The following is a 24,332-nucleotide window of genomic DNA, read 5'->3' as shown; positions in this document are numbered from 1 at the left end:
AACGGTGAATGACGACGCGGGAGCGAAGGAAATACCGGCCGCAGCGCCCACGGGCCGCGACGTACACCTGGCGCTGCTGGAGCTGAAGGCCGCCGCGCTCGCGCGGCGGGTCGATGCCCTGCGGCGCGATGCCTTGCTCTTCCTCATCATCGGACTGGTGGCGCTTCCCCTGGCGCTGCATCATGTCCAGGCGCTGGCGCGCCAAGGTGCCGTCCTCCCGGTTTCCGTGGCGCTGGCGCTGCTGGCGGTGGGCATCCCCGCCTGGCGGCGCGAGCGGCGCGAGGCGCGCGCCGAAGAACAGCGCCGCCGCAGCATCTACCTTTCCATCCGACCTGACGTATTTGGGCCATGAGCACGATCAAGACCATCCACGCACGCGAAATCCTCGACTCGCGCGGCAATCCCACCCTCGAAGCCGAAGTCACCCTCGCCGACGGCAGCTTCGGCCGTGCCGCGGTTCCCTCCGGTGCCAGCACCGGCACGCGCGAAGCGGTGGAGCTGCGAGACGGCGACAAGACGCGCTATCTGGGCCGCGGCGTGCGCAAGGCGGTGGCCAACGTCAACGGCCCCATCGCCAGCGCGCTGGTCGGGTTCGACGCCGCCGACCAGGCCGGCCTCGACGCGCGCCTGATCGAGCTCGACGGCACCGACAACAAGGGCAACCTCGGTGCCAACGCGCTCCTGGGCGTGTCGCTGGCCAATGCGCATGCGCTGGCAGCCTCGCGCCGCGTGCCGCTGTGGCAGCACCTGGCGCCCGGGCGCGACGTGGTACTGCCGGTGCCGATGATGAACATCATCAACGGCGGTGCCCATGCCGACAACAACGTCGACATGCAGGAGTTCATGATCCTGCCGGTGGGTTTCGACTCTTTTTCCGAGGCGCTGCGCGCCGGCACCGAGATATTCCACGAGCTCAAATCCGTGCTCAAGGGTCGCGGGCTGTCCACCGCGGTGGGCGACGAGGGCGGCTTCGCGCCGGACCTGGTGTCCAACGTCGAGGCGATCGAGGTCATTCTCGAAGCCGTCGGCGAGGCCGGCTTCCGCGCCGGCGACGACGTGCTGCTGGGGCTGGATGTCGCCAGCTCGGAGTTCTTCGATGCGGGCAAGTACATCCTGACCGGCGAAGGCAAGCGCCTTTCCTCCGAGCAATTCGTCGATTTCCTTGCCGACTGGGCGCGCCAGTACCCGATCGTCACCATCGAGGACGGCATGGCCGAGAACGACTGGGACGGCTGGAAGCTCCTGACCGAGCGCCTGGGCGGCAGCGTGCAGCTGGTGGGCGACGATCTCTTCGTCACCAACCCGAAGATCTTCCGCGAGGGCATCGACAAGGGCATCGGCAACGCCATCCTCATCAAGGTCAACCAGATCGGCACCCTCACCGAAACGCTGGAGGCCATCGCCATGGCCGATGCCAATCGCTACGCCGCCGTCGTTTCGCACCGCTCCGGCGAAACCGAGGACACCACCATCGCCGACATCGCGGTGGCCACGACGGCCACCCAGATCAAGACCGGCTCGCTGTGCCGCTCCGATCGCGTGGCCAAGTACAACCAGCTCCTGCGCATCGAGGAGGCGCTGGGTGCGAAGGCGCGCTACGCGGGGCGCGACGCCTTCGTGAGCCTGGCGCGAGGATGACGTCACCTCCATGGGGCGCGTGATTGCCGCGTTGCTGCTGCTCTTGATCGCCTGGTTCCAGCTCAAGTACTGGGTCGGCAGCGGCGGCGTGCGCGAGGTGGAGGCGCTGCGCGCCAGGGTGGAGGCTCAGGCGCGGGAAAATGCCGAACTGGAGCAGCGCAATGCCGTGCTCCAGGCCGAGGTGGAGGACTTGCGGGAAGGCAAGGCGGCGCTGGAAGAGCGGGCGCGCGCCGAGTTGGGCCTGATCAAGCCGGGGGAAACCTTCTACCGCGTCATCGAACCTGCGCCGGTCGACGGCAGGCCGCAGCGATGATTGCCGGCACCGCGCGCAGTGGCGTTTGGGCCGTCGTCCCGGCTGCCGGGCGTGGCGCGCGCGCGGGGGGCGAGCTGCCCAAGCAGTACCAGCCCCTGCTCGGTCGACCGATGATCGAACACACCCTGCGCGCGCTGGCCGCGCACCCGCGCATCGCCGGGCTCGTGGTGGTGCTGGCCGCCAACGACGTGCATTGGCCCGGCTGGCGCGAGCTGGAAGGCAAGCCGGTACGCACCGCCATCGGCGGGGCTGAGCGCGCCGATTCGGTGCTGGCCGGACTCGATGCACTTCCCGGGAAGATTGCTGGCACCGACTTCGTGCTCGTGCATGACGCCGCGCGGCCGTGCCTCTCGCACCGCGATCTCGACGCGCTGCTCGACGGTGAGGCACCGCAGGGCGCGCTGCTCGCGGTGCCGCTGGCCGATACGCTGAAGCGTGCCGACGCCGACGGGCGCGTCGGCGCCACCGTGCCGCGCGCCGGGCTGTGGCGCGCGTCGACCCCGCAGTGCTTTCCGCGCGACGCGCTCGCGCAGGCGCTGCGCGCGGCGAAGGCGGCGGGCGTGACCGTGACCGACGAGGCCATGGCGATGGAGCGCGCCGGATTCCGCCCGGCCTTGATCGAAGGTGCCGCCGACAACATCAAGGTCACCACCCCGCGCGATTTCGCGCTGGCCGAATTTCTGCTGGCGCGACGCGCCCTGGAGCCCAAGCCATGAACCTTCCCTTCCGCAGCGGCATCGGCTTCGATGTCCACGCCTTCGGCCCCGGCGACCATGTCGTCATCGGCGGCGTGAAGATTCCGCACGAGTACGGCCTCGTGGCGCATTCCGATGGCGACGTGCTGATCCACGCGCTCTGCGATGCGCTGCTGGGCGCGCTGGCGCTGGGCGACATCGGTCGCCATTTCCCGCCCGGCGACCCGCGCTGGGCCGGCGTCGACAGCCGCGAGCTGCTGCGCGCCGTCGCCGCGCTGATCCACGCGCGCGGCTGGCAGGTGGGCAACGTCGACGCCGTGGTGATCTGTGAACGTCCGAAGCTGCTGCTGCACATCGGCACCATGCGTGAACGGCTGGCGGCCGATCTGGGCGTCGATGCCGGCGCAGTCAGCGTCAAGGCCACCACGTCGGAAACGCTCGGTTTCACCGGACGCGGCGAAGGCATCGCGGCGCAGGCGGTGGTGCTGCTGGCGCGCGCCGATGGATGCGCGGACAGCGCGGGTGGCTGAGCGCGTGGATGCCGGTGAATTCGAGGCGGACGCCTCCCCGCCTGCGACTGCCGGCGACGGCACGCGCCCGCAGGCCCTCGGCCCGGCGGTGCTGACCGGGACCATCCGCAGCGCACCGGAGGATTTCGTCGTCGAGGAGATGCTCGGTTTCGAGCCGACGGGGCAGGGCGAGCACCTGTTCCTCACGCTGGAAAAGCGCGGTGCGAATACGGTCTGGGTGGCGCAGCAGCTGGCGCGCTGGGCGGGTGTGCCCGAGCACGCGGTCGGCTATGCCGGCCTGAAGGATCGCCATGCGCTCACCCGCCAGGCCTTCACCGTGCACCTGCCCGGGCGTGAGGCTCCGGCGCTGGAATCGCTCGCGATCGAGGGCGTTGCCGTGCTCGCCGCCAGTCGCCACGCGCGCAAGCTGCCGCGCGGGGCGCTGCGCGGCAATCGGTTTCGGCTGCGCGTGCGCGAGGTGCGCGGAGTACCCGATGCCATCGCGCAGCGCCTGACGCAGATCGCGGCGCGCGGCGTGCCCAACCGCTTCGGCGAACAGCGCTTCGGCCGCGACGGCGGCAATCTTGGTGCCGCGCGCGAACTGTTCGCGGGGAAGCGGTTCGCGCGCGAGAAGCGTTCGATCCTGATCTCTTCCGCGCGCTCGGAGCTGTTCAACCGCATCCTGGACGAGCGCATTCGCCAGGCGGCCTGGGATCGCGCCCTGCCGGGCGAGGTGTTCATGCTCGACGGCAGCCACAGCGTGTTCGTTCCGCAGGCCGATGACGAGGCACTCGACGCCCGGCTGGCCGCGTTCGACATCCATCCCACCGGCGCGCTCTGGGGCGCGGGCGAGCCGCGCAGCAGCGAGGCGGTGCGCGCCATCGAAGACGCGGTCGCCGCCGCCGATCCGCAGCTCGCATCGGGGCTTGCGGGTGCCGGGCTCAAGCAGGAGCGCCGTGCGCTGCGCCTGCCGGTGCGCGCGCTGGCGTGGTCGATCGACGGCGATGTGCTGTCGCTCGCCTTCGAACTGCCTGCCGGCAGCTATGCCACGGCGGTGCTCGATGCGCTGGGCGCGATGCGCGATGGATCCCGCCCCGGGACGTGAGCGCGGGCCGGGCGCTGCGTCCGGCCCGGCCACGGGTCCGGACCGGCCACGCGGTTACCGCAGGTAGGCGCGACCGTTGCTGATGTGGATGTACGCGCCTTCACGCACGCCGTTGAGGTCGCGCTGGCTGACCACGATGCGTCGGCCGTCGTCCATTCGGATGTAGAGCTCGTACCAGGGTGCGGAGCTGGCGTTGCGCTCGGCGTTGTTGCCGACCATCCCGCCTGCGATGGCCCCGGCCGCGGTCGCCGCCGCACGGCCGCTGCCGCTGCCGATCTGGTTGCCGACGATGCCGCCGATGATCCCGCCCAGAATCGCGCCACCGCCCGACGAGCCGCGTTCGCCGTAGACCCGGTCGATCTTTTCCACCACGCCGCAGTCGTGGCAGCGCGCGTAGCCGTCCTGCGGCGGACCGTAGCCGCGCTGACCCGAGTAGTAGCCACCGGGCGCGGCGCAGGCGGCCAGCATCAGGGCGGGAATCAGTGCGAAGAGAAAGCGCAGGCGCATTGTCCACCTCCATCGGATCGGCACCCCGCGTGCCGTGACGGGATGACACTAAGCGGCGTCGGCTGAACGCGGGGCTGTCGGCCAGGGAGCCCGTTCAGGTACCCGCCAGTCAGCGGAACACATCGTGACAGCCCTTGCAGGTGCCGCCGACGTCGGGCATCACCTGGGCCAGCGTTTCGCAGCTGGCGGTGGATGCGGCGAGCTGTCCGGCCACCGTGGCGCTGGCCTTGGAAAGTGCGTCGCCCAGGTCGCGCGAAAGCTGGCTGAACTTCGCATCGTCACCCACCGGCAGGAAGGCCGCGTCCACCTCGCCGGCCACCGCCTGCATCAGCGTCAGTCGGCGCAGCACGTCGGGCATGTCGCACTTGCCGCTTTCACCCATGCCCTTGAACGCCCCCATCTGCTGGCCGAGGACAGACATCACCGCATCGTTGTAGGGCGTGCCCTGGCGCAGTGCGCTGATGCCCGCGACGGTGGCGAATGCGCCGATGAACAGGCCGACGAGGAAAAGGACGATGGACTTCATGCGGGTCATCTCTGGCGGAAAGGCTGGCATTGTCTGCATTGGGCCGGACAAAATCCAGCCGCTGCAGGCGGCTGCGCCGTATCATGCGCGGCTCGCACGGCTTCACCCGCCACCCCATGAGTGACATCCACGCACGCTTCGCCGGCATCGACCGACTCTACGGCACCGGCACCCTCACGCGTCTTGCCGCCGCGCGCGTGGCCGTGGTCGGAATCGGCGGCGTGGGTTCCTGGGCGGTGGAAGCGCTGGCGCGCAGCGGCGTCGGCCATATTCGCCTGGTCGACGCCGACGACCTGTGCCTGTCCAACACCAACCGCCAGCTGCCCGCGCTCGATGGCCAGTACGGCCGCCTCAAGGTCGAGGCCATGGCCGAGCGCCTGCGCGCCATCAATCCGGGCATTTCCCTGGAGCCGGTGGCGCGCTTCCTCACGACCGACACCATGGAGCCGCTGCTGGGCGAGGGCGTCGACATCGTGCTCGATGCCTGCGACAGCTTCCGCACCAAGGTCGAAACCATCGCCTTCTGTCGCCGCCGCAAGATCCCGCTGGTGACCGTCGGCTCGGCCGGCGGTCGGATCGATCCCACGAAAATCCTGATCCGCGACCTGTCGCGCACCGAACACGACGCCATGCTGGCGCTGATCCGCCGCAAGCTGCGCACCGAGTTCGGCTTCCCTTCCAATCCCAAGCGCAGTTTCGGCATTCCCGCGGTGTTCTCGCTGGAAAACGTGCGCTACCCGCAGCCTGACGGCAGCGTCTGCGGCCTGCGCCCGCAGGGCGACGCCGATGCATCGATGAAACTCGACTGCGGCGGCGGCCTGGGCGCGGCCACGCACGTCACTGGTGCGTTCGCCTTCGCGGCGGTGGCGCGGGTGCTGGATCGGCTGCTGTCGGCGCGTGATTGAGCGGCGGTGCAATGCCCTCAGCGCAAGCTGAAACATCAAATTAGTCACTCCGGCGAAAGCCGGAATCCATTGCGCTTTGTTGCGAAGTTCGAGAGGGATCCCGGCTTTTGCCGGGATGACGGCGGCTGACGTTGAGAGTCTTGCGGCGCGGTGCCCGTGGCGCGCGTCTCGCGGGAAGCGCATTGCCTGCCCGGCGCGTGAATCACTGTGCCAAAAGTGTCCCGCGCGCGTGCGGTTCGCGACAATGAAGCCGCAAAAGACCGGCGTCATTGGCGACCCCGACACGATTCGAACGTGTGACCTTCCCCTTAGGAGGGGGACGCTCTATCCAGCTGAGCTACGGGGCCGTAAGGCTTTGCGGGTTGTTTGTCGATTGGGTGTGCAGTTTTGCGTCAGAATCCTGGCTTTGCGACGGCACCAGCGGCACCTTCCGGAGCGAGATGCGCGCAGGCTTCCGTGGCCTTGCAGTCAGAGTACCCGGCCGGCAATTGTACTCGCCGCAGGGGTGCGCCGGCCATCATCAGGTGTGCGCGGAATGTGTGACGGAGCCGGTGCCGGGTGCGGCCGACGGCAACCTCCAGCCGGCGGTCATTTCTTCGCTATTCTCGGTTGGTTTTTTTCGCCCGTTCCCGCCAGTGTTGGCGCGGATTTCGGGCATGGCCTCGCGAGCGCCACCCCTGCAAAGTCGCCGTTTTCGCCCCCGACGACGCCTCTCTGTTCTCCGTTTTCTTTGGTGGTCACGCGAGCGTTCTCCAGTCCATTTCCTTTACTGGCGCGGGGTTAGAGGCGGTCGGTTGTGGTTGACAACTCCTGTAGCGGTGGCGATCGAGCGCTGCGCGGCCACAAAAAACCGCCCACGGGCGGTTGCTGGCGCTGTGCGCGACGCGCTCACCCGGGTGGTGCGAGCCCCCGCACCTGGTCGCCCCGCGCGCAGGGTCCCGCCACTTCACTTTGATGCCCTGCACCTCGCCAACGTGGACGAGGTCGATGCGCTCGATCATCAGGTTGGCTCTGCGGTGGCACTCGACCGGGAACAACTGATCCCACACGTCGTTGAGTCATCCCACCGCCATCACTGTGATGGCCTCGTCGACCTGCCCACCGTTACGTTGGATCTGGCGCAACACCGATGCGATGGGCTTCGGGATGGTCAGCACCGTGCGGATCTGGGCCACCACCGCCACCTCGATCTGCGGTGCGGGCAAGCCTTCATTGCCGGCGCAAGTCGCGGCTGTAGGTTTGGCCCGTGAAGCCGCTGCTTGTTAGACTTATGATGATTTAAGACGACTCTGAGGTACGTCGACGTACCAATGCCATGAATGCCGAACCGTGGGTCACCGCAAGCGAAGTTGCCCAGCATCTGGGCGTCGTGAAGGACACCGTCTACCGCTGGCGAGAGCGCAAAGGCCTGCCCGCACACAAGATCGGCCGGCTCTGGAAATTCCAGATTTCAGAGGTCGATGAATGGGTGCGCGCGGGTGGGGCCGACGACGAGCCGGAGCGCGGGGACGAACAGAATTGAATCGCAGCAGGGAAAGGATCGCGTGAGCCTGGAAGGACAACTCCTCGATCAGAAGTCCTTGCGGGCAGTGACCGGCAAGACGGCAGACTGGAACGAAATCGCCAAAGATTGCATCGCCTTTGCCAATGCGACGGGCGGTCGTCTGCTGCTGGGTGTCGAGGAGGGGCAGGATGCTCCGCCAGCTGGTCAACACATCCCTGCCGATCTGCCCGACACCGTTCGGCGCAAGCTGGCCGAGCGCACCGTCAACGTGACGGTGCTGCCTGATGTGGTCACCGCCCCGAACGGTGGCCAGTACATCGAGTTGCGCGTTCCTCGCTCGCTGGCGGTGGCGTCTACCACCGATGGACGCTACTTCCTGCGCGTGGCCGACCAGAGCAAGCCCGTCACGGGCGACGACGTGATGCGGCTGGCCAGTGAGCGTTCTGCGCTGCCCTGGGAGACGCAGACCACCCTGCATGTTCCGCGCGGCGAGGTAGATGGCGGCAAGAGCGACAAATTGCTGCGAGCTTTGCGCGCATCCGATCGCGTCAAGGCTTCGGTGAAGGAAAAGTCCGACGACGAGCTGCTCGAACACTATCAGCTCGCGCAGGGGCAGTCCCTCACCAATCTGGGCGTGCTTTGCCTGGGCCGACAGCATCACCGCGCCCAACTGACCACGGCACCGGTCATCCAGTTCATCAAATATGACGAGCACGGCCAGAAGGTCAACAAGCTGGTGTGGGACGACCACACGCAGAGCCCGACGGAGCTGATCGAGGCGGTCTGGCTGGAGGTGCCCGACTTCCGCGAGCGCTATGAACTACCCGATGGCCTGTATCGCCAGAACGTGCCTGCTTTCGATGAAATCGTCGTGCGTGAACTCCTGGTCAACGCCCTGGTGCACCGCCCGTACACCCAGCGCGGCGACATCTTCCTGAATCTGCACCCGGACCGGCTGGAGGTGGTCAACCCCGGCCCACTGCCACTGGGTGTCACGCCGCAGAATGTTCTGCACACCACCGTGCGCCGCAACGAGCACCTGGCCCGGCTCTTTCACGACCTGAAGCTGATGGAGCGCGAAGGCAGTGGTTTCGACAAGATTTTCGAGGTGCTGTTGTCGCAAGGCCGCCCGGCGCCGGAGCTGATCGAGACCCACGACCGCGTTCAGGTCACGGTGCGTCGCCGCATCCTCAAACCGGAGGTCATCGACTTCATCGCCAAGGCTGACCAGACCTACCAGCTCACCCAACGCGAGCGCATTGCCTTGGGCTTGCTGGCCCAGCACGACGCACTCACTGCGCGCGAGTTGGCGACCACCCTTGAGCTGCCATCGGTCGAGGCACTCCAGCCCTGGCTGAAACGCCTGCTGGACTGGCATCTGGTGCAGAGCGCCGGCCGCACCCAGGCTACGCGCTATTTTGTTGATCCGGGCCTGCTGCGCAGCCTCAAGTTCACCGGCGAGACCACCCTCAAGCGCATCGAGCCGCACCGCCTGGCAGCGCTGGTGCTTGAAGACCTGCGGCGCTACCCCGAATCTGCGATCAGCGACATCCACAAGCGCGTTGGCGGTGAGATTCACCCGAAGCAAGTCAAGCGAGCGCTGGAAGAGTTGATCGAGCGCGGTGCCGTTCGCTTCGAGGGCAACTACCGCTGGCGGCGGTACTGGGCGGTGGCATGACCCGGCTATCGGACAACCTGCGCCGTATCGGCGATAGCTGGGCGATAGAGGGTGGGCAATACGCCGACGCCTCCCCCAGGATTCAAAGCGTTCTATCGACCAACGACGGTGCGCCGTGGGCGATAGCCGCGCAAGCGAACCTCTCGACTTTCAGGACGCACCCATGAGCGCCAACTTCCAACAACTCGCCAATTTCATCTGGTCCGTCGCCGACCTGCTGCGCGGGCCGTATCGCCCGCCGCAGTACGAGCGCGTCATGCTGCCGCTCACGGTGCTGCGCCGCTTCGATGCCGTTCTCGCGCCGAGCAAGGAAGCCGTACTCAGGCGCTATGCCGAGCTGAGCAGCAAGGGCATCCCCAATATCGATGCCATCCTGAACAACCTCGCGAAGGACGAGGACGGCAAGTCGCTGGGCTGACCCATAGGGCGAGTTGATCTTGCCGGCTGTGGTCAGCCTTGCGGAAAGCTGATCTGGTGCCCGCAGCAACCCGCTGCAGCGCTCATAAGCTCGGGAGGCCAGTCGGCACTTGGTCAACCGTCCGCCACCAAATACTGAAGTCCCAACTGTTCTCAGTTGGGGCTTTTTCCCGTCCGATAGCGACAGTTCCCGCGTGTTTGCGCGGGTTCATGCGGATGGCTGCGGACTTCGTTGGGCAGGGCGTCGTCGAGAATGTCCACCCTCCCGGTCAGGGCAGGCGCGCCATGAGTTCCTGCTTCAGGATGTCTGCGCGCCAGCCGTCCAGCGCCTCGGGCCAGGTGCGGTTGGCGAGCAGGTATTCCAGATGGCGCTTGGCGCACAGCACGCCTTCGGGGATATCGAGATCGGCGGCGTGGTGGGCGACGACGGCCTGCATGGCCTTCAGCGGCGCGCGCAGCGCGGGATCCGGCGCGACCGCGAGCGGGATGTCGTGTTCGTCTTCGGATGGCGGGCGCGACAGCGCTTCCCACAGCGCATCGCGGCTGCGGCGCGGCGCGCGCGGATGCTGGTCGAGCAGGGTGTCGAACCGGCTGCGCGAAAGCGGGCGCGAGGCCAGCAGCACCACCAGTTCGTTGTCCACGACCCAGCCGCGCGGAAGATCGCGGCTGCGCGCCACCTGGTCGCGCCAGAGCAGCAGGCGGCGCAGGCGCATCTGCGCTTCGCGGTCCATGCGCTGGGCGCTGCGCGAGGACAGGTGCGGCTGCGGATCGCGTCCGTCCTCGCGCGCGGTCTGCACCATGCGGTCGCAGTCCTGCCGCAGCCAGTCGCTGCGGCCAAGTTCGGCCAGACGGTGGTCCAGGCGTTCGTGCAGGGCGTGAAGGTGGCGCACGTCCTCGGCGGCATAGTGCTGCTGCGAGGCCGTCAGGGGCCGCTGCAGCCAGTCGGAGCGGGTTTCTCCCTTCTCCAGATGCACGCCGAGCAGCTGTTCGACCAGCGCCTGATAGCTTTTGCCCGCGCCCAGGCCGGTGAGGGCGGCGGCGAGCTGGGTGTCGAACAGCGGTGTCGCGATGACGCCCCAGCCGCGCAGCAGCGCCTGCAGATCCTCACTCGGGCTGTGCATGAGCTTGAGCACCGGGCCTTCCAGCACCGCGCGCAGCGCGCCGGCCTCGCTGAGCGCGACCGGATCGACGAGGGCTTCTTCGCCGCGCGCGGAGCGCATCTGTACCAGCGCGAGCTTCGGGTAGTAGGTACGCTCGCGGATGAACTCGGTGTCCAGCGCCACCGGTGCGGCATCGATGGCGTGGGCGAGGTCGTCGAGCTGGCTTGAATCGGAAACCCAATGGCTCATGGAAAGGCTGCGGACGCGGAGGAAGGCGGAACGATAGCCGATGCGCGGGGCGACTTGCCGGCAATCGCGCGCTCCACTACCGTCACGCAGCCGGTTCCGCGTGGGTTTCGGCATCCGTGCAGGCGACAGGCGAGGGGTTCGATGGCGGCAAGACCGCGATGGGCGACAGGAGTGTGCCTTGCGCTGCTGGCGGCGTGCGGCGGCGGCGAGCCCGCAACTGCGCCGGACGGTGCGGTGCCTGCCGCACCGCAGGCTGTGGTGCCGGTCGGCACCCCGCAGCCGGCCACTGCCGACGCCGCCATGCCCGATGCTGCTGTGACGCCGCCCGATCCGCCGCAGGCGCGGGATCCGGAAGCCGAGGCCGATCTGGCCTCCACCGAATCCGTTGCCGGGCGCGTCGATCGCTGGCTGGATTCCGGCTCGCCGCAGCAGGCGGCGCGCGCCTTGCGCTTGCTGGCGAACCTGCGCGGGCGGGGCGGCGAATCCGATGATGCGCTCGAACTGGCCGAACTGGCTGATCGCGCCAGGGCGCAATCGATCGAATGGGCCACCCTGGGGTTCGCGCACGGAAGCATTGCTCCGGCGCAAGCCGTGCTGCCGGCGCTGCAGCTCTGGGACGGGGCCGATCCCGAAGTGGTCGCACTCGCGGCGCGTCTGGCGCAGGCGCGTCGCATCGACAGCCTGCTGATGCAGGCGGACGCGCTGCGCTCGCAGGGCCGCCGGCTTGCGCCGGAAGACAGCGCCCTGGCGAAACTTCAGGAAGCCAGGCGGCTCGATCCGGACCACCCGCGCACGCGCCTCGCGCTGGAATCGCTGCAGGGCGAGCTGCTGGATGAGGCGGTCGCGGCGGCGCAGCGCGAGGCGTTTTCCGAGGCCGAAGAGCGCCTCGTCGAGGCGTCCCGGGTGATTCCCGGCACCGCGGCCGTGCAGGATTCGGCCGCGCGCGTCACCGAGATGCGCGAACGTGCGATCGCGCGCTGGCGCACCCGGATTGCGGGGGCGCTGGCGGCCGGCGATGCGATGACGGCCACGGGCCTGCTCGCCGGCCTGGAGTCGGTTTCGCAGGACGAGCGCGACATGGCGTGGGCGCGCGCCGGCATCGAGCGCGTCCGGCTGTACGGGATGCACGCGCCGGGGCGGCTGCTGGTTGATCCGTTGGCCGATGGTGGATCGGGTCCGGGCATGGTCGTGATTCCGGCAGGCGGCTTCCAGATGGGAAGCCCGCGTGGTGAACCGGACCGGCCCGCGGCCGAGGCCCCCCGCCATCAGGTCGGCTTCGCCCGCGGTTTCGCGCTGGCGCGGACGGAAACGACGGTGGCGCAGTTCCGTGCCTTCGTCGAGGCGACCGGGTATCGCAGCTCGGCCGAGAAAGCGAAGCGCTCCACCGTTTATGACGAGCGCAGCGGCGCACTGATCGAAAAGCGCGGCGTGACCTGGCGCGATGACTACGTCGGTCACCCGGCATCCGGCGACCAGCCGGTGATGCATGTGTCTTGGAGCGATGCGGCCGCCTATGCCGCATGGCTGGCGGCGCAGACCGGCCACGGCTATCGCCTGCCGAGCGAGGCGGAGGTCGAATACGCGCTGCGCGCCGGCAGCACCTCGCGCTATCCCTGGGGCGACGACGGCCCGCCGCCGGGCGTGGAAAATCTGACCGGTGCGCGCGATGTGTCCAGCTCGGGGCGGCGCTGGAGCAATGCGTTCGCCGGCTACGGCGACGGATTCTGGGGGCCGGCACCGGTGGCGAGCTTTGCGGTCAACGCCTTTGGCCTGAGCGACATGAACGGCAACCTGTCCGAGTGGGTCGCCGACTGCTGGCACGAAAGCTACGCCCGCGCCCCGCGCGACGGCTCGGCCTGGGTCAATCCCGGCTGCAGGGAGCGCGTGATTCGCGGCGCGTCCTGGGCCAGCGCGCCTGACCAGGCGCGTTCGGCCTTCCGGTTGCGCGCACCAACGGCCACCACCAGCGCGCGCGTCGGTTTTCGCGTGGCGCGCGAGCTTTTCGACGCTTCCGAATAGGGTTCCGCCGCCGTACGATGCTCGGGCAAGGGGCGTCTGGCACCCTGCCGTTCCCACTTCCGGAGAAGGCAATGAACACGCTCAACTCCCGTTCCTCCACTCCGCGCCGGCGCGGCGGAGTCCGCTGGTGGGTGATCCTCCTGTTCGGCCTGTACGCGGCCTGGTACTGGTTCTCCAACCAGCAGGAGGCGGCGTTCACCGGACGCGCCCAGCTCATCGACTCCAGCGTCCAGGAAGAGGCCGCGCTGGGGCTGCAGGCCTACCGCGAGATCCTCTCGCAGTCGCGCGTGCTGACCCAGGGCCAGGCACCGGCGCAGGTCAAGCAGATCGCCGAGCGGCTCGTGGCCGTCGGCCCCAGGGTCGAGGCCACGCTGGCGGCCGCACGCAACGCCAAGCCCTCGATCGCGTGGGATGCGTACGACTGGCAGGTGAGCCTGATCCAGTCCGAGCAGGCCAACGCCTTCTGCCTGCCCGGCGGCAAGATCGCGGTCTATACCGGCATCCTGCCCATTGCCGGCAATGACAGCGCGCTGGCGGCGATCATGGGGCACGAAATCGCCCATGCGCTGCTGCGCCACAGCGCCGAGCGCATGGCGCAGAACAAGCTGGTGAACCTGGGCTCGATGGCGGCCGGCGTGGCGATCAGCGACATGGACACCCAGCAGCAGAAGGCGGTGATGGCGGTGATGGGCGCAGGTGCCCAGTACGGCGTGCTGCTGCCGTTCTCGCGCGACCACGAGAGCGAGGCCGATGAGGTGGGGCTGATGCTCGCGGCGGCCGCGTGCTACGACCCGCGCGAAGCGATCGGGCTGTGGGAACGGATGGGGCAGGCGAGCGCCGGGCAGGCACCGCCCGAGTTCATGTCGACCCACCCCAGCGGCAGCACCCGGATCGCGCACCTGGAGCGCCTCATGCCGCAGGCGCTGGAAATCCGCGCGGCGTTTTGCGGCAAGTGATTCCCATTGGCGTCCGAACGGGCGGCGCGGGCCGCTTCGGCTGAGCCGTTTTCCACCTTCGCGACTCGGCTCGTGTTGCCGCTCTCGGACGGGGCATGCGACAATCTTGCGGCTCGAACGGCGCATTTCTGCATTGCAGCAGGCACCGACGGGCCGCGAGCCGGACGAGGCGGGGGGCGCAAGGCGCTTTCCACCGCGCGATGCCAGCACGAATTGCCGCGCCGACCACCGGACGCGCCTCGGGCTGGTACGCCGTTCGTCGCGTGAAGCGCCGCCGCGCATGCGCGGTGTGTCGGTTGCGGGATGGCCCGCAACGCTGATCGAGTAGAGGCTGACGTGCTGGGCGAGTATCTACCAATCCTGCTGTTCCTGATCGTGGCCACGGGCATCGGCATCACCCTCCTGGTCATGGGAAACCTGCTCGGGCCCAAGCGCCCCGGTGCGGAGAAGCTCTCGCCCTACGAGTGCGGATTCGAAGCCTTCGAGGATGCCCGCGGGCGCTTCGACGTGCGCTATTACCTGATCGCGATCCTGTTCATCGTCTTCGATCTGGAAATCGCTTTCCTTTTTCCCTGGGCGGTGGTGTTCAAGAGTATCGGGACGCCCGCCATCATCGCGATGACCGTTTTCCTCGCCATCCTCGTCGTGGGATTCATCTACGAGTGGAAGAAAGGCGCGCTGGAGTGGGAGTGAAGCCATGAGCATCGCGCAATTCTTCAACAATCCCGAGCCGCTGGGTCGCGTCGACGACATCCTGCGCCCGGACGGCGAGAATCCGCTCATCGAGCGCGGCTTTGCCACGACGTCGGTCGACGCCCTGATCAACTGGGCGCGCACCGGCTCGATGTGGCCGGTGACCTTCGGCCTCGCCTGCTGCGCGGTGGAAATGATGCACGCCAGCACTTCGCGCATCGACGTGGACCGCATGGGCGTGATCTACCGCCCCAGCCCGCGCCAGTCCGACGTGATGATCGTGGCCGGTACCCTGGTCAACAAGATGGCCCCGGCGCTGCGCAAGGTCTACGACCAGATGACCGAGCCCAAGTGGGTGATCTCGATGGGTTCGTGCGCCAACGGCGGCGGCTATTACCACTACTCCTATGCGGTGGTTCGCGGCTGCGACCGGGTGGTGCCGGTGGATGTCTACGTGCCGGGCTGCCCGCCCACGGCCGAGGCGCTCACCCACGGCATCCTGCAGCTGCAGAAGAAGATCCGCCGCACCAACACCATCGCGCGCTGAGCGCAACCGACATCCCTGCAAGGAAGGCACGCGGTCCATGGCCGAGCCAGAAAACACCCTAGCCCAACAGCTGCGCGACCGCTTCGGCGACAGGATCGCCGAGTGCATCGTGCATGACTACGAGGTCGCGACCGCGGAAATCACCCTGGTGGTCGCGCCAGAGCACATGCTTGAGGTGGCGCGCGCGCTGCGCGATGAGGCCGCGTTCCGATTCGAGCAGCTCATCGATGTCTGCGGCGTCGACTACCTGAGCTATGGCCAGGTCGAGTGGGACACCGAGGACGCCAGCGGCGAAGGATTCTCGCGCGGCGTCGAAGGCGAGGGCGCCGGCCGTTTCGACTGGGCGGATCGCCCGCAGCCCGGCCTTGTCGCACGCCGCTTCGCCTCGGTGCTCCACCTGCAGTCGGTGCACCACAACCGCCGCCTGCGCGTGCGCTGTTTCGCACCGGACGACGGCCTGCCGGTGGTGCCTTCGGTGATCAACCTGTGGCCGGTGGCGAACTGGTTCGAGCGCGAGGCTTTCGACCTCTTCGGCATCGTCTACGAGGGCCATCCGGACCTGCGGCGCATCCTGACCGACTACGGGTTCGTCGGCCATCCGTTCCGCAAGGACTTCCCGCTGATCGGCAACGTAGAGGTGCGCTACGACGCCGAACAGGGGCGGGTCATCTATCAGCCCGTGACGATCGAACCGCGCGTCACCGTGCCGCGCGTGGTGCGACACGATTCGCGCCGCGAGCAGGCCCGCTCCGAAGCCGCTGGTCAGGCGGCAGGAAAGTAAGCCATGCAGGATATCCGCAGCTATTCCCTGAACTTCGGCCCGCAGCATCCGGCCGCGCACGGCGTGTTGCGCCTGGTGCTGGAGATGGATGGCGAAACGGTGCGGCGCGCCGATCCGCACGTCGGCCTCCTGCACCGCGGTACCGAGAAGCTGGCCGAATCCAAGCCGTTCAACCACTCGATCGGCTACATGGACCGCCTCGACTACGTCTCGATGATGTGCAACGAGCACGCCTACGTGCGCGCCATCGAGAACCTGCTGGGCATCGAGGTGCCGGAGCGCGGGCAGTGGATCCGCACGATGTTCGACGAGATCACGCGCATCCTCAATCATCTGATGTGGATCGGATCCAACGGCCTGGATCTTGGCGCAATGGCGGTGATGCTCTATGCGTTCCGCGAGCGCGAAGAGCTGATGGACGTCTACGAGGCCGTTTCCGGCGCGCGCATGCATGCGGCCTACTACCGCCCCGGCGGCGTCTACCGCGACCTGCCGGATCAGATGCCCAAATACCGGGAAACGCCCTGGCACAAGGGGGCCGACCTCAAGCGTCTGAATGCGTGGCGCGAGGGCTCGATGCTGGATTTCCTCGACGCCTTCGCCGACGACTTCCCGCACCGGGTCGACGAATACGAGACGCTCCTCACCGACAACCGCATCTGGAAGCAGCGCACTGTCGGCATCGGCGTGGTGCCGCCGGAGAAGGCCTTGGCCTGGGGCATGACCGGCCCGATGCTGCGCGCCTCGGGCGTGGCCTGGGACCTGCGCAAGAAGCAGCCCTATGCCAAGTATGCCGAAGTCGACTTCGACATCCCGGTGGGCGTGAATGGCGACTGCTACGACCGTTACGTGGTGCGCGTCGCCGAGATGCGTGAATCGGCACGGATCATCAAGCAGTGCGTGGCGAAGCTGCGCACGCTGGAAGGCCCGGTGATCGTGCGCGACTTCAAGGTCGCCCCGCCGCAGCGCGAGGAAATGAAGCGCGACATGGAAGCGCTCATCCACCACTTCAAGCTCTTCACCGAAGGCTACGTCGTGCCCGAAGGCGAGACCTACGCCGCGGTCGAAGCGCCCAAGGGCGAGTTCGGCTGCTACCTGATCTCCGACGGTGCCAACAAGCCGTTCCGCGTCAAGCTGCGCGCCCCCGGCTTCGCCCACCTGTCCTCCATGGACGAAGTCGTCCGCGGCCACATGCTTTCCGACGTCGTCGCCATGATCGGCACCTACGACGTGGTGTTCGGGGAGATAGACCGATGAGGCGGGGATGCGGGATTCGGGATTCGGGATTCGCAGAGGCGGCCCCCGACCGCCGCGTGGGCGTTGGCATCGGAAAGCCGCCCGCCCACTGCGCCCCGGCTCATGCAGATCCCCAATCTCCAATCCCCAATCCCGGGCCAAGAGCATGAAAGCAACCGGCAATTTCGAAGCGGTCAAGGACATCGACCCGCTCAAGGCGCTGACGAACGCGACCCGTGCCACGATCGACCTGTGGCTGGCGAAGTTCCCGGCCGACCGGCGCCGTTCGGCGACGATCCAGGGCCTGATCGCGGCGCAGCAGCAGAACGAGGGCTTCCTGACCGATGCGCTGATCGCGGCGGTGGCGAAGTACATCGGCATCCCGCCGATCCAGGCCTACGAGGTGGCGAGCTTCTACACCATGCTGGAAATCCGGCCGGTGGGGCGCAACAACGTGGCGCTGTGCACCAACATCTCGTGCTGGCTCAACGGTGCCGAAGACATCGCGCGCTACTGCGAGAACAAGCTCGGGATCAAGCTGGGCGAGAGCACCGCGGACGGACGCATCTACCTCAAGAAGGAAGAAGAGTGCATCGCGGCCTGCTGCGGCGCGCCGGCGGCGACGGTCAACGGGCATTACCACGAGAAGCTCACGCCGCAGAAGATGGACGAGATACTCGACGCCCTGAAATAAGCGCCGCGCGGCCCCGCCGCACGGCATGGATGAATCGCCCCGGCAGTGCCGCGGCAAGGATGGATCGGAACGGTCATGGCAGTTGGACCCGTGCCTCAGGAACACAACATCGTCTACACCACCCTGCATTTCGACAGGCCGTGGTCGTATGAAAACTATCTCAAGACCGGCGGCTACCAGGCGCTGCGCAAGCTGCTGACCGAGAAGATTCCGCCGGCCGACGTCATCGAGATGGTCAAGCGCTCGGGCCTGCGCGGCCGCGGCGGCGCAGGCTTTCCGACCGGGCTGAAGTGGAGCTTCATGCCCAGGCACGACGGCGAGAAGTACATCCTGTGCAACTCGGACGAATCCGAGCCGGGCACCTGCAAGGACCGCGACATCCTGCGCTACAACCCGCACGCGGTGCTGGAGGGCCTCGCCATCGCCTGCTATGCCACCAACACCCGCGTGGCCTACAACTACATGCGTGGCGAGTTCCACCACGAGCCCTACGAGCACATCGAGGAGGCGCTGGCGGAAGCCTACAGGCACGGTTGGCTGGGCCGCGACATCCTCGGCTCGGGTGTCGACATCGACATCCACAACGCGCTCGGTGCCGGCGCCTACATCTGCGGCGAGGAAACCGCGCTGATGGAGTCGCTCGAAGGCAAGAAGGGCTGGCCGCGCTTCAAGCCGCCGTTCCCGGCCAACTTCGGCCTCTACGGCAAGCCCACCACGATCAACAACACCGAAACCTATGCCTCGGTGCCGGCGATCATCCGCAATGGCCCGGAATGGTTCCTCGAGCTGGGCAAGCCGAACAACGGCGGTGCCAAGGTGTTCTCCGTCTCCGGCCACGTCAACCGGCCCGGCAACTACGAGATCCGCCTGGGTACGCCGTTTTCCGAACTGCTGGAAATGGCGGGCGGGGTGCGCAACGGCCATCGTCTCAAGGGTGTCATTCCCGGCGGCTCTTCGATGCCGGTGCTGCCGGGCGACAAGATGCTCGAATGCACGATGGACTACGACTCGATCCAGAAGGCCGGTTCCGGTTTGGGTTCGGGTGCGGTCATCGTGATGGACGAAACCACCTGCATGGTGCGCGCCTGCCACCGCATCGCACGCTTCTATCACCAGGAGTCGTGCGGCCAGTGCACGCCCTGCCGCGAGGGCACGGGCTGGATGTTCCGCTCGCTCACCCGCATCGTCGAAGGCCGCGCCACGCTCGACGACGTGAACCTCCTGCGCTCGGTCGCAGGCCAGATCGAAGGCCACACCATCTGCGCCTTCGGCGAGGCCGCCGCCTGGCCGGTGCAGGGCTTCCTGCGCCACTACTGGCACGAATTCGAATACTACGCCACGCACGGTCGCTCCATGCTGGACGACAAGGCGGGAGCCACCGCATGAGCACTCAGCCCAGCCAGCCTGCCGCACCCGCGCCCGCGCCGGAAGGCTTCGTCAACATCGAGATCGACGGCGTCGCACTGGTCGCGCCGAAGGGGTCGATGATCATCCAGGCCGCCGACAAGGCCGGCATCCCGATCCCGCGCTTCTGCTACCACGACAAGCTCTCGATCGCGGCGAGCTGCCGCATGTGCCTGGTGGATGTGGAAAAATCCCCCAAACCCGCGCCCGCCTGCGCGACGCCGGTGATGGACGGGATGAAGGTCTACACCCAGTCCAAGCGCGCGCTCGATTCGCAGCGCAACACCATGGAGTTCCTGCTGATCAACCATCCGCTCGACTGCCCGGTCTGCGACCAGGGCGGCGAGTGCGAGCTGCAGGATCTGGCCATGGGCTACGGCCGCTCGGTCGGCCGCTTCATCGAGCGCAAGCGCACCGTGCCCGACGAGGATCTGGGGCCGCTGGTGGCTTCCGACATGACGCGCTGCATCCACTGCACCCGCTGCGTGCGCGTCACCTCGGAAATCGCCGGCAGCTACGAGCTGGGCGTGATGAGCCGCGGCGATCGCTCGGTGATCGGCACCTACGTGGGCCGCGCGCTGGAGACCGAGCTTTCCGGCAACGTGATCGATGTCTGCCCGGTGGGCGCGCTCACCAACAAGCCCTTCCGCTTCCGCGCCCGCCCCTGGGAGCTGACCGCGCGCGAGTCGCTGGGCTACCACGATGCGCTTGGTTCCAACCTCTGGCTGCACCTTCGCCGCGGCGAAGTGCTGCGCGCGGTGCCGCGCGAGAACGAGGCGATCAACGAGAATTGGCTTTCCGATCGCGACCGCTACAGCCACGCCGGCCTCGGCGCGCCCGATCGCCTCACCGTGCCGATGGTGCGCGAAGGCGACGCCTGGCGCGAGGCTGGCTGGGACGAGGCGCTGGCGCGCGCCGCCGAAATCATCACGGCCCAGCCGGGCGACGAGGTCGGCGTGCTGATGCACCCGGCCACCTCCAACGAGGAGGGATCGCTGCTCGCGGCGCTGGCCGCCGGCATCGGCTGCGGCAACCTCGACCACCGCATCGCGCTCGCCGATCTGTCCGACGCGCCGGTGGCCGAGCCGTTCCAGATGCCGCTGGCCGGGATCGAGAAGGCCGACGTGATCGTGCTGGTCGGCTGCAACCCGCGCCACGAGGCCCCGCTCCTCGGCCACCGCGTGCGCAAGGCCTGGCGCAACGGCGGCGCGAAGGTGGTCGCGATCAACCCGGTCGATTTCGATCTCAACTTCGACCTGGCGCATCGCCACATCGTGCGCCCTTCGGCGCTGGTGGATGCGCTGCTGGGCATTTGCAAGGCGGCGGGGGCAAGCCTGCCGGGCGGGATCGGCTCGGAAGCGATCGCCGCGGGCGAGGCGCAGGCGATCGCCGACCTGCTGCGCGGCGCGCAGCGCGCGCTGATCCTGCTGGGCGAATCGGCCGCCACCCATCCGCAGGCCTCCTGGCTTCGCGCCGCGGCCGGGGCGCTGTCGGCAGCGACCGGAGCCCGGCTCGACGCCGTACCGGTCGGTGCCAATGCCGTGGGGCTGGCGCGTGCCGGCGCATTGCCCACGGCGCGCAATGCCGCCCAGATGCTGGCGCAGCCGCGCAAGGCCTGGGTGCTGTACGGCATCGAGCCCGAGCACGACTTTGCCGACACCCCGACCGCGCTGCGCGCACTGTCGCAGGGCCGGGTGGTGGCCTTCACCGCCTTTGCCGACGAAACCATGCGCAACATGGCCCAGGTGATGCTGCCGATCGGGCTTGCGCCCGAGATCGAGGCCAGCTTCACCAACGCCGACGGCCTGGTGCAGACGACCGTCGCCGCCGCGAAGCTGCCCGGCGAAGCGCAGGCCGGCTGGCGCGCGCTGCGCGCGCTGGGCGAGCGCATGGGCGTTGCGGGATTCGACTTCATCGAGCTGGCGCAGTGGCGCGAGCGCATGACGCCCGGGACGGCCGCGTCGGGCAGCGCCCTGGCACCGCGCGCCGCGGTATCCGTCCAGGGCCTGGAGTGCGTTGCCACGCGCGCCATTTACGGAACGGACGCGGTGCTGCGCCGCGCCGCGCCGCTGCAGGCGCATCCGCTGGCGCGCGGCGCGCGCCTGATGCTCAATCCCGAGGACGCCGCGGCGCTGGGTCTGGAAACAGATGCCATGGCGCGGATCGACGACGGTCGCGGCAAGGCCGCGCTGCCGGTGGAAATCAGCGTTCGCGTCCCGCGCGGCGCGGCATGGATCGAAAAAGGTTACGCCGCTACGGCCCCGATCGCGGGCACGGGCGCGTCGCTGACGGTGACGAGGGCCTGAGCGTGTTCGAACTTCTGAGCCAACCCATCGGCCTTGTGCGCGAGTTCTTCCTGAACTTCGGCACCTTCGGCCTGCTGCTGTGGACGATGATCAAGATCCTCGCAGTCGCGGTGCCGCTGATCATCGCGGTCGCCTTCTACACCTTGTTCGAGCGCAAGATCATCGGCTGGATGCACGTACGGCAAGGCCCGGTCTACATCGGCAAGGTCTTCGGCATCGGCCTGATCCAGCCCTTCGCCGACACCTTCAAGCTGCTGCTCAAGGAAGTCATCACGCCCACCAATGCGAACGTCTTCCTGTATCGCGTAGCGCCGATCCTCACCCTGGCACCCGCGTTCGCGGCCTGGGCAGTGGTGCCGTTCGAGGACGCGGTGGCGCTGTCCGATGCCAACGCGGGCCTGCTGTACCTGCTCTCGATGACCTCGCTGGGCGTGTACGGCGTCATCCTGGCCGGCTGGGCGTCCAACTCCAAGTACGCGATGCTCGGGGCGATGCGCTCCGCCGCACAGGTGGTCAGCTACGAGATCGCCATGGGCTTCGCCCTGGTCGGGGTGATGGTGGCCGCCGGCAGCATGAACCTCTCGGAGATCGTGCGGGCCCAGCAGGGCAGTGCGGGCCTGCTCGACTGGTTCTGGCTGCCGCTGCTGCCGCTGTTCGTCATCTACGTCGTTTCCGGCGTGGCCGAAACCAACCGCCTGCCGTTCGACGTGGCCGAGGGCGAGTCGGAAATCGTGGCCGGCTTCCACGTCGAGTATTCCGGCGCGATGTTCGCGATGTTCTTCCTGGCCGAATACGCCAACATGATCCTGATCAGCTTCCTGAGCGCGATCCTGTTCATGGGCGGCTGGCTGTCGCCGTTTCCGGCGTCGTGGGGCGTGCTGGGCATGCCCGGCATCTGGTGGCTGTTCGCCAAGGCGCTGTTTTTCGCGTTCTGCTTCGTGTGGTTCCGCGCGACCTTCCCGCGCTACCGCTACGACCAGATCATGCGCCTGGGCTGGAAGGTATTCATTCCCATCACGATCGTCTGGATCCTCGTGGCCGCGTGGATGGTCCACCTGGGCTGGATCAAGGCCGGCGTGTAAGGAGCTGATCGCATGAATCGCATGGTGTCCTACGTCAAGAGCCTGATGCTCATCGAGCTGTTCCAGGGGCTGTGGCTCACGACCAGGTATTTCTTCCGGCCCAAGTACACGGTGCATTACCCGGAAGAGAAGATCCCGCAGTCGCCGCGCTTCCGCGGCCTGCACGCGCTGCGCCGCTATCCCAATGGCGAGGAACGCTGCATCGCCTGCAAGCTGTGCGAGGCGGTGTGCCCGGCGCTGGCCATCACCATCGACTCGGCCCCGCGCGAGGACGGTACCCGGCGCACCACGGCCTACGAGATCGACCTGTTCAAGTGCATCTTCTGCGGCTTCTGCGAGGAAAGCTGCCCGGTCGATTCGATCGTGCTGACCCACATCCACGAATACCACTTCGAAGAGCGCGGCGAGAACGTGGTCACCAAGCCGCAGCTCCTGGCCATCGGCGACCGGCTGGAGCCGGAAATCGCCGAGCGTCGCCGGCTCGACGCCCCTTACCGCTGAGGACCGACGCATGACCGTGCAACTGGCCATCTTCTACGCCTTCGCGCTGGTGACCACGCTGGCCGCGCTGGCCGTCATCACCGTGCGCAATCCGGTCCACGCCGTGCTGTGCCTGGTGCTGACCTTCTTTTCCACCGCCTGCCTGTGGCTGCTGCTGGAGGCCGAGTTCCTCGCGATCGCGCTGGTTCTGGTCTACGTCGGCGCGGTGATGGTGCTGTTCCTGTTCGTGGTGATGATGCTCGACGTCAACCTCGATCCGCTGCGCGAGGGTTTCGCCCGGCACCTGCCGGTGGCGGTGCTGGTGGCCGTCATCATGGTGGCGGAAATGCTCGCCCTGATCGGCCTCAGGCGCTTCGGGCAGGTGATCGATTCGCCCGATCCGGCGCTCGCGGCCGGCATGCACAACGTCGAATGGCTCGGGAACGCGCTCTTTCGCGACTACGTCCTGCCCTTCGAGGTGGCCGCCGTGGTGCTGACGGTGGCGATCATCGCCGCCATCGCGCTGACCCTGCGCCGGCGGCCGGGGGCCAAGCATCAGGATCCCGCGCTGCAGGTGCAGGTGCGCAAGGCCGACCGCCTGCGCATGGTCAAGATGGATGCCGTCGTCAAGGAGCCCAAGCCATGATCTCGCTCGGCCACTACCTCACGCTTGGCGCGCTGCTGTTCGCCATCAGCGTCGCGGGCATCTTCATAAACCGCAAGAACGTCATCGTCCTGCTGCTCTGCGTGGAGCTGATGCTGCTGGCGGTGAACGTCAACCTCGTAGCCTTCTCGCGCTTCCTCGGCGATGCGTCCGGGCAGGTTTTCGTCTTTTTCGTGCTGACCGTGGCGGCGGCCGAAACCGCCATCGGTCTGGCGATCCTCGTGGTCCTGTTCCGCAACCGCGGCACGATCAACGTGGATCAGATCGATTCGTTGAAGGGCTGACGACGCCGATGCGCCGCACCGCCAACCACGACCAGTGATG

28 protein-coding genes and 1 tRNA gene are annotated in these 24,332 nt (G+C 67.8%); 23 read left to right on the top strand and 6 right to left on the bottom strand.

Annotated features, from left to right (window positions below; translation table 11 throughout):
* The first annotated feature begins 4 nt into the window (after nt 1-4).
* The 6 genes from WB794_RS03460 to truD are packed head-to-tail and all read left to right on the top strand — an operon-like array spanning nt 5 to nt 4,260.
* Nucleotides 5-352, top strand: a complete 348-nt coding sequence (locus tag WB794_RS03460) for a hypothetical protein (RefSeq protein ID WP_337334447.1) — start codon at nt 5-7, stop codon at nt 350-352.
* Entirely contained in the window at nt 349-1,638 is a 1,290-nt protein-coding gene (gene eno, locus WB794_RS03455; protein ID WP_337334446.1) for a phosphopyruvate hydratase, read from the top strand. The genes WB794_RS03460 and eno overlap by 4 nt, the downstream gene beginning before the upstream one ends.
* Nucleotides 1,639-1,648: 10 nt before the next feature.
* Nucleotides 1,649-1,951, top strand: a complete 303-nt coding sequence (gene ftsB, locus WB794_RS03450) for a cell division protein FtsB (RefSeq protein ID WP_337334445.1) — start codon at nt 1,649-1,651, stop codon at nt 1,949-1,951.
* A complete protein-coding gene (gene ispD / locus WB794_RS03445; protein WP_337334444.1) occupies nt 1,948-2,667 on the top strand; it encodes a 2-C-methyl-D-erythritol 4-phosphate cytidylyltransferase in 720 nt (239 codons plus the stop codon). Before ftsB ends, ispD begins: the two co-directional genes overlap by 4 nt.
* The gene (ispF, locus tag WB794_RS03440; protein WP_337334443.1) at nt 2,664-3,176 is read left to right on the top strand and encodes a 2-C-methyl-D-erythritol 2,4-cyclodiphosphate synthase; all 513 of its coding nucleotides are present in this window, start codon (nt 2,664-2,666) and stop codon (nt 3,174-3,176) included. Before ispD ends, ispF begins: the two co-directional genes overlap by 4 nt.
* Nucleotides 3,169-4,260: a tRNA pseudouridine(13) synthase TruD gene (gene truD / locus WB794_RS03435; protein WP_337334442.1), complete on the top strand. Its 1,092-nt coding sequence runs from the start codon at nt 3,169-3,171 to the stop codon at nt 4,258-4,260. Before ispF ends, truD begins: the two co-directional genes overlap by 8 nt.
* A 54-nt stretch (nt 4,261-4,314) precedes the next feature.
* Here truD and WB794_RS03430 read toward each other — a convergent pair whose 3' ends face one another.
* The gene (locus WB794_RS03430; RefSeq protein ID WP_337334441.1) at nt 4,315-4,767 is read right to left on the bottom strand and encodes a glycine zipper 2TM domain-containing protein; all 453 of its coding nucleotides are present in this window, start codon (nt 4,765-4,767) and stop codon (nt 4,315-4,317) included.
* A gap of 109 nt (nt 4,768-4,876) precedes the next feature.
* On the bottom strand, nt 4,877-5,293 hold the full coding sequence (locus WB794_RS03425) for a cytochrome c (protein ID WP_337334440.1): 417 nt from the start codon (nt 5,291-5,293) through the stop codon (nt 4,877-4,879).
* Between the two features lie 116 nt (nt 5,294-5,409).
* Between WB794_RS03425 and WB794_RS03420 the strand changes: the two genes are divergently transcribed.
* Nucleotides 5,410-6,198, top strand: a complete 789-nt coding sequence (locus tag WB794_RS03420) for a tRNA threonylcarbamoyladenosine dehydratase (RefSeq protein WP_337334439.1) — start codon at nt 5,410-5,412, stop codon at nt 6,196-6,198.
* Nucleotides 6,199-6,468: 270 nt separating this feature from the next.
* Here WB794_RS03420 and WB794_RS03415 read toward each other — a convergent pair.
* The 3 genes from WB794_RS03415 to WB794_RS03405 all read right to left on the bottom strand — a co-directional run bounded on the left by WB794_RS03415 (nt 6,469) and on the right by WB794_RS03405 (nt 7,403).
* Nucleotides 6,469-6,545: transfer RNA gene (locus WB794_RS03415), tRNA-Arg, on the bottom strand.
* Nucleotides 6,546-6,786: 241 nt separating this feature from the next.
* Nucleotides 6,787-6,939, bottom strand: a complete 153-nt coding sequence (locus WB794_RS03410) for a hypothetical protein (protein WP_337334438.1) — start codon at nt 6,937-6,939, stop codon at nt 6,787-6,789.
* 317 nt (nt 6,940-7,256) lie between these two features.
* Nucleotides 7,257-7,403 (bottom strand): hypothetical protein, encoded by a 147-nt coding sequence (locus WB794_RS03405; protein WP_337334437.1) that lies wholly within the window; start codon nt 7,401-7,403, stop codon nt 7,257-7,259.
* Nucleotides 7,404-7,513: 110 nt separating this feature from the next.
* Between WB794_RS03405 and WB794_RS03400 the strand changes: the two genes are divergently transcribed.
* The 3 genes from WB794_RS03400 (at nt 7,514) to WB794_RS03390 (ending at nt 9,798) form a co-directional block, all read left to right on the top strand.
* Nucleotides 7,514-7,720 (top strand): helix-turn-helix domain-containing protein, encoded by a 207-nt coding sequence (locus tag WB794_RS03400; RefSeq protein ID WP_337334436.1) that lies wholly within the window; start codon nt 7,514-7,516, stop codon nt 7,718-7,720.
* A gap of 22 nt (nt 7,721-7,742) precedes the next feature.
* Nucleotides 7,743-9,380 carry an ATP-binding protein gene (locus WB794_RS03395; RefSeq protein WP_337334435.1) on the top strand — a complete coding sequence of 546 codons (1,638 nt, stop codon included), beginning with the start codon at nt 7,743-7,745 and terminating at the stop codon, nt 9,378-9,380.
* A 163-nt stretch (nt 9,381-9,543) separates the two neighbouring features.
* Nucleotides 9,544-9,798, top strand: a complete 255-nt coding sequence (locus WB794_RS03390; RefSeq protein ID WP_337334434.1) for a type I restriction-modification system subunit M N-terminal domain-containing protein — start codon at nt 9,544-9,546, stop codon at nt 9,796-9,798.
* A 268-nt stretch (nt 9,799-10,066) separates the two neighbouring features.
* Here WB794_RS03390 and rnd read toward each other — a convergent pair whose 3' ends face one another.
* Nucleotides 10,067-11,146, bottom strand: a complete 1,080-nt coding sequence (gene rnd, locus WB794_RS03385) for a ribonuclease D (RefSeq protein ID WP_337334433.1) — start codon at nt 11,144-11,146, stop codon at nt 10,067-10,069.
* 171 nt (nt 11,147-11,317) lie between these two features.
* Between rnd and WB794_RS03380 the strand changes: the two genes are divergently transcribed.
* The 13 genes from WB794_RS03380 to nuoK all read left to right on the top strand — a co-directional run bounded on the left by WB794_RS03380 (nt 11,318) and on the right by nuoK (nt 24,292).
* On the top strand, nt 11,318-13,165 hold the full coding sequence (locus tag WB794_RS03380; RefSeq protein WP_337334432.1) for an SUMF1/EgtB/PvdO family nonheme iron enzyme: 1,848 nt from the start codon (nt 11,318-11,320) through the stop codon (nt 13,163-13,165).
* A 71-nt stretch (nt 13,166-13,236) separates the two neighbouring features.
* On the top strand, nt 13,237-14,121 hold the full coding sequence (locus tag WB794_RS03375) for a M48 family metallopeptidase (RefSeq protein ID WP_337334431.1): 885 nt from the start codon (nt 13,237-13,239) through the stop codon (nt 14,119-14,121).
* A gap of 336 nt (nt 14,122-14,457) precedes the next feature.
* Nucleotides 14,458-14,814 carry an NADH-quinone oxidoreductase subunit A gene (locus WB794_RS03370; RefSeq protein ID WP_337334491.1) on the top strand — a complete coding sequence of 119 codons (357 nt, stop codon included), beginning with the start codon at nt 14,458-14,460 and terminating at the stop codon, nt 14,812-14,814.
* Between the two features lie 4 nt (nt 14,815-14,818).
* Nucleotides 14,819-15,361 (top strand): NuoB/complex I 20 kDa subunit family protein, encoded by a 543-nt coding sequence (locus WB794_RS03365; protein WP_337334430.1) that lies wholly within the window; start codon nt 14,819-14,821, stop codon nt 15,359-15,361.
* Nucleotides 15,362-15,398: 37 nt separating this feature from the next.
* Nucleotides 15,399-16,142, top strand: a complete 744-nt coding sequence (locus WB794_RS03360) for an NADH-quinone oxidoreductase subunit C (protein ID WP_337334429.1) — start codon at nt 15,399-15,401, stop codon at nt 16,140-16,142.
* A gap of 3 nt (nt 16,143-16,145) precedes the next feature.
* Nucleotides 16,146-17,399 carry an NADH-quinone oxidoreductase subunit D gene (locus WB794_RS03355; protein WP_337334428.1) on the top strand — a complete coding sequence of 418 codons (1,254 nt, stop codon included), beginning with the start codon at nt 16,146-16,148 and terminating at the stop codon, nt 17,397-17,399.
* A gap of 145 nt (nt 17,400-17,544) precedes the next feature.
* Nucleotides 17,545-18,072, top strand: coding sequence for an NADH-quinone oxidoreductase subunit NuoE (gene nuoE / locus WB794_RS03350; protein WP_337334427.1), 528 nt, complete (start codon nt 17,545-17,547; stop codon nt 18,070-18,072).
* Nucleotides 18,073-18,147: 75 nt separating this feature from the next.
* Nucleotides 18,148-19,458: an NADH-quinone oxidoreductase subunit NuoF gene (gene nuoF / locus WB794_RS03345; RefSeq protein ID WP_337334426.1), complete on the top strand. Its 1,311-nt coding sequence runs from the start codon at nt 18,148-18,150 to the stop codon at nt 19,456-19,458.
* Complete coding sequence (nuoG, locus tag WB794_RS03340; RefSeq protein ID WP_337334425.1) at nt 19,455-21,782, top strand: NADH-quinone oxidoreductase subunit NuoG; 2,328 nt, start codon at nt 19,455-19,457, stop codon at nt 21,780-21,782. Before nuoF ends, nuoG begins: the two co-directional genes overlap by 4 nt.
* Before the next feature lie 2 nt (nt 21,783-21,784).
* Entirely contained in the window at nt 21,785-22,864 is a 1,080-nt protein-coding gene (gene nuoH, locus WB794_RS03335; RefSeq protein WP_415926634.1) for an NADH-quinone oxidoreductase subunit NuoH, read from the top strand.
* Between the two features lie 12 nt (nt 22,865-22,876).
* Nucleotides 22,877-23,365, top strand: a complete 489-nt coding sequence (gene nuoI / locus WB794_RS03330; protein WP_337334424.1) for an NADH-quinone oxidoreductase subunit NuoI — start codon at nt 22,877-22,879, stop codon at nt 23,363-23,365.
* Nucleotides 23,366-23,375: 10 nt separating this feature from the next.
* Nucleotides 23,376-23,990 carry an NADH-quinone oxidoreductase subunit J gene (locus tag WB794_RS03325; protein WP_337334423.1) on the top strand — a complete coding sequence of 205 codons (615 nt, stop codon included), beginning with the start codon at nt 23,376-23,378 and terminating at the stop codon, nt 23,988-23,990.
* A complete protein-coding gene (gene nuoK, locus WB794_RS03320) occupies nt 23,987-24,292 on the top strand; it encodes an NADH-quinone oxidoreductase subunit NuoK (protein WP_337334422.1) in 306 nt (101 codons plus the stop codon). Before WB794_RS03325 ends, nuoK begins: the two co-directional genes overlap by 4 nt.
* The last annotated feature ends 40 nt before the right edge of the window (nt 24,293-24,332 follow it).

Source organism: Denitratimonas tolerans (genome assembly GCF_037203605.1).
In the GTDB taxonomy this organism is placed as follows: Bacteria; Pseudomonadota; Gammaproteobacteria; order Xanthomonadales; family Xanthomonadaceae; genus Denitratimonas; species Denitratimonas tolerans.
The sequence above is the reverse complement of the archived record's forward strand: the minus strand, read 5'-3'. Positions and strand labels throughout refer to the sequence as shown.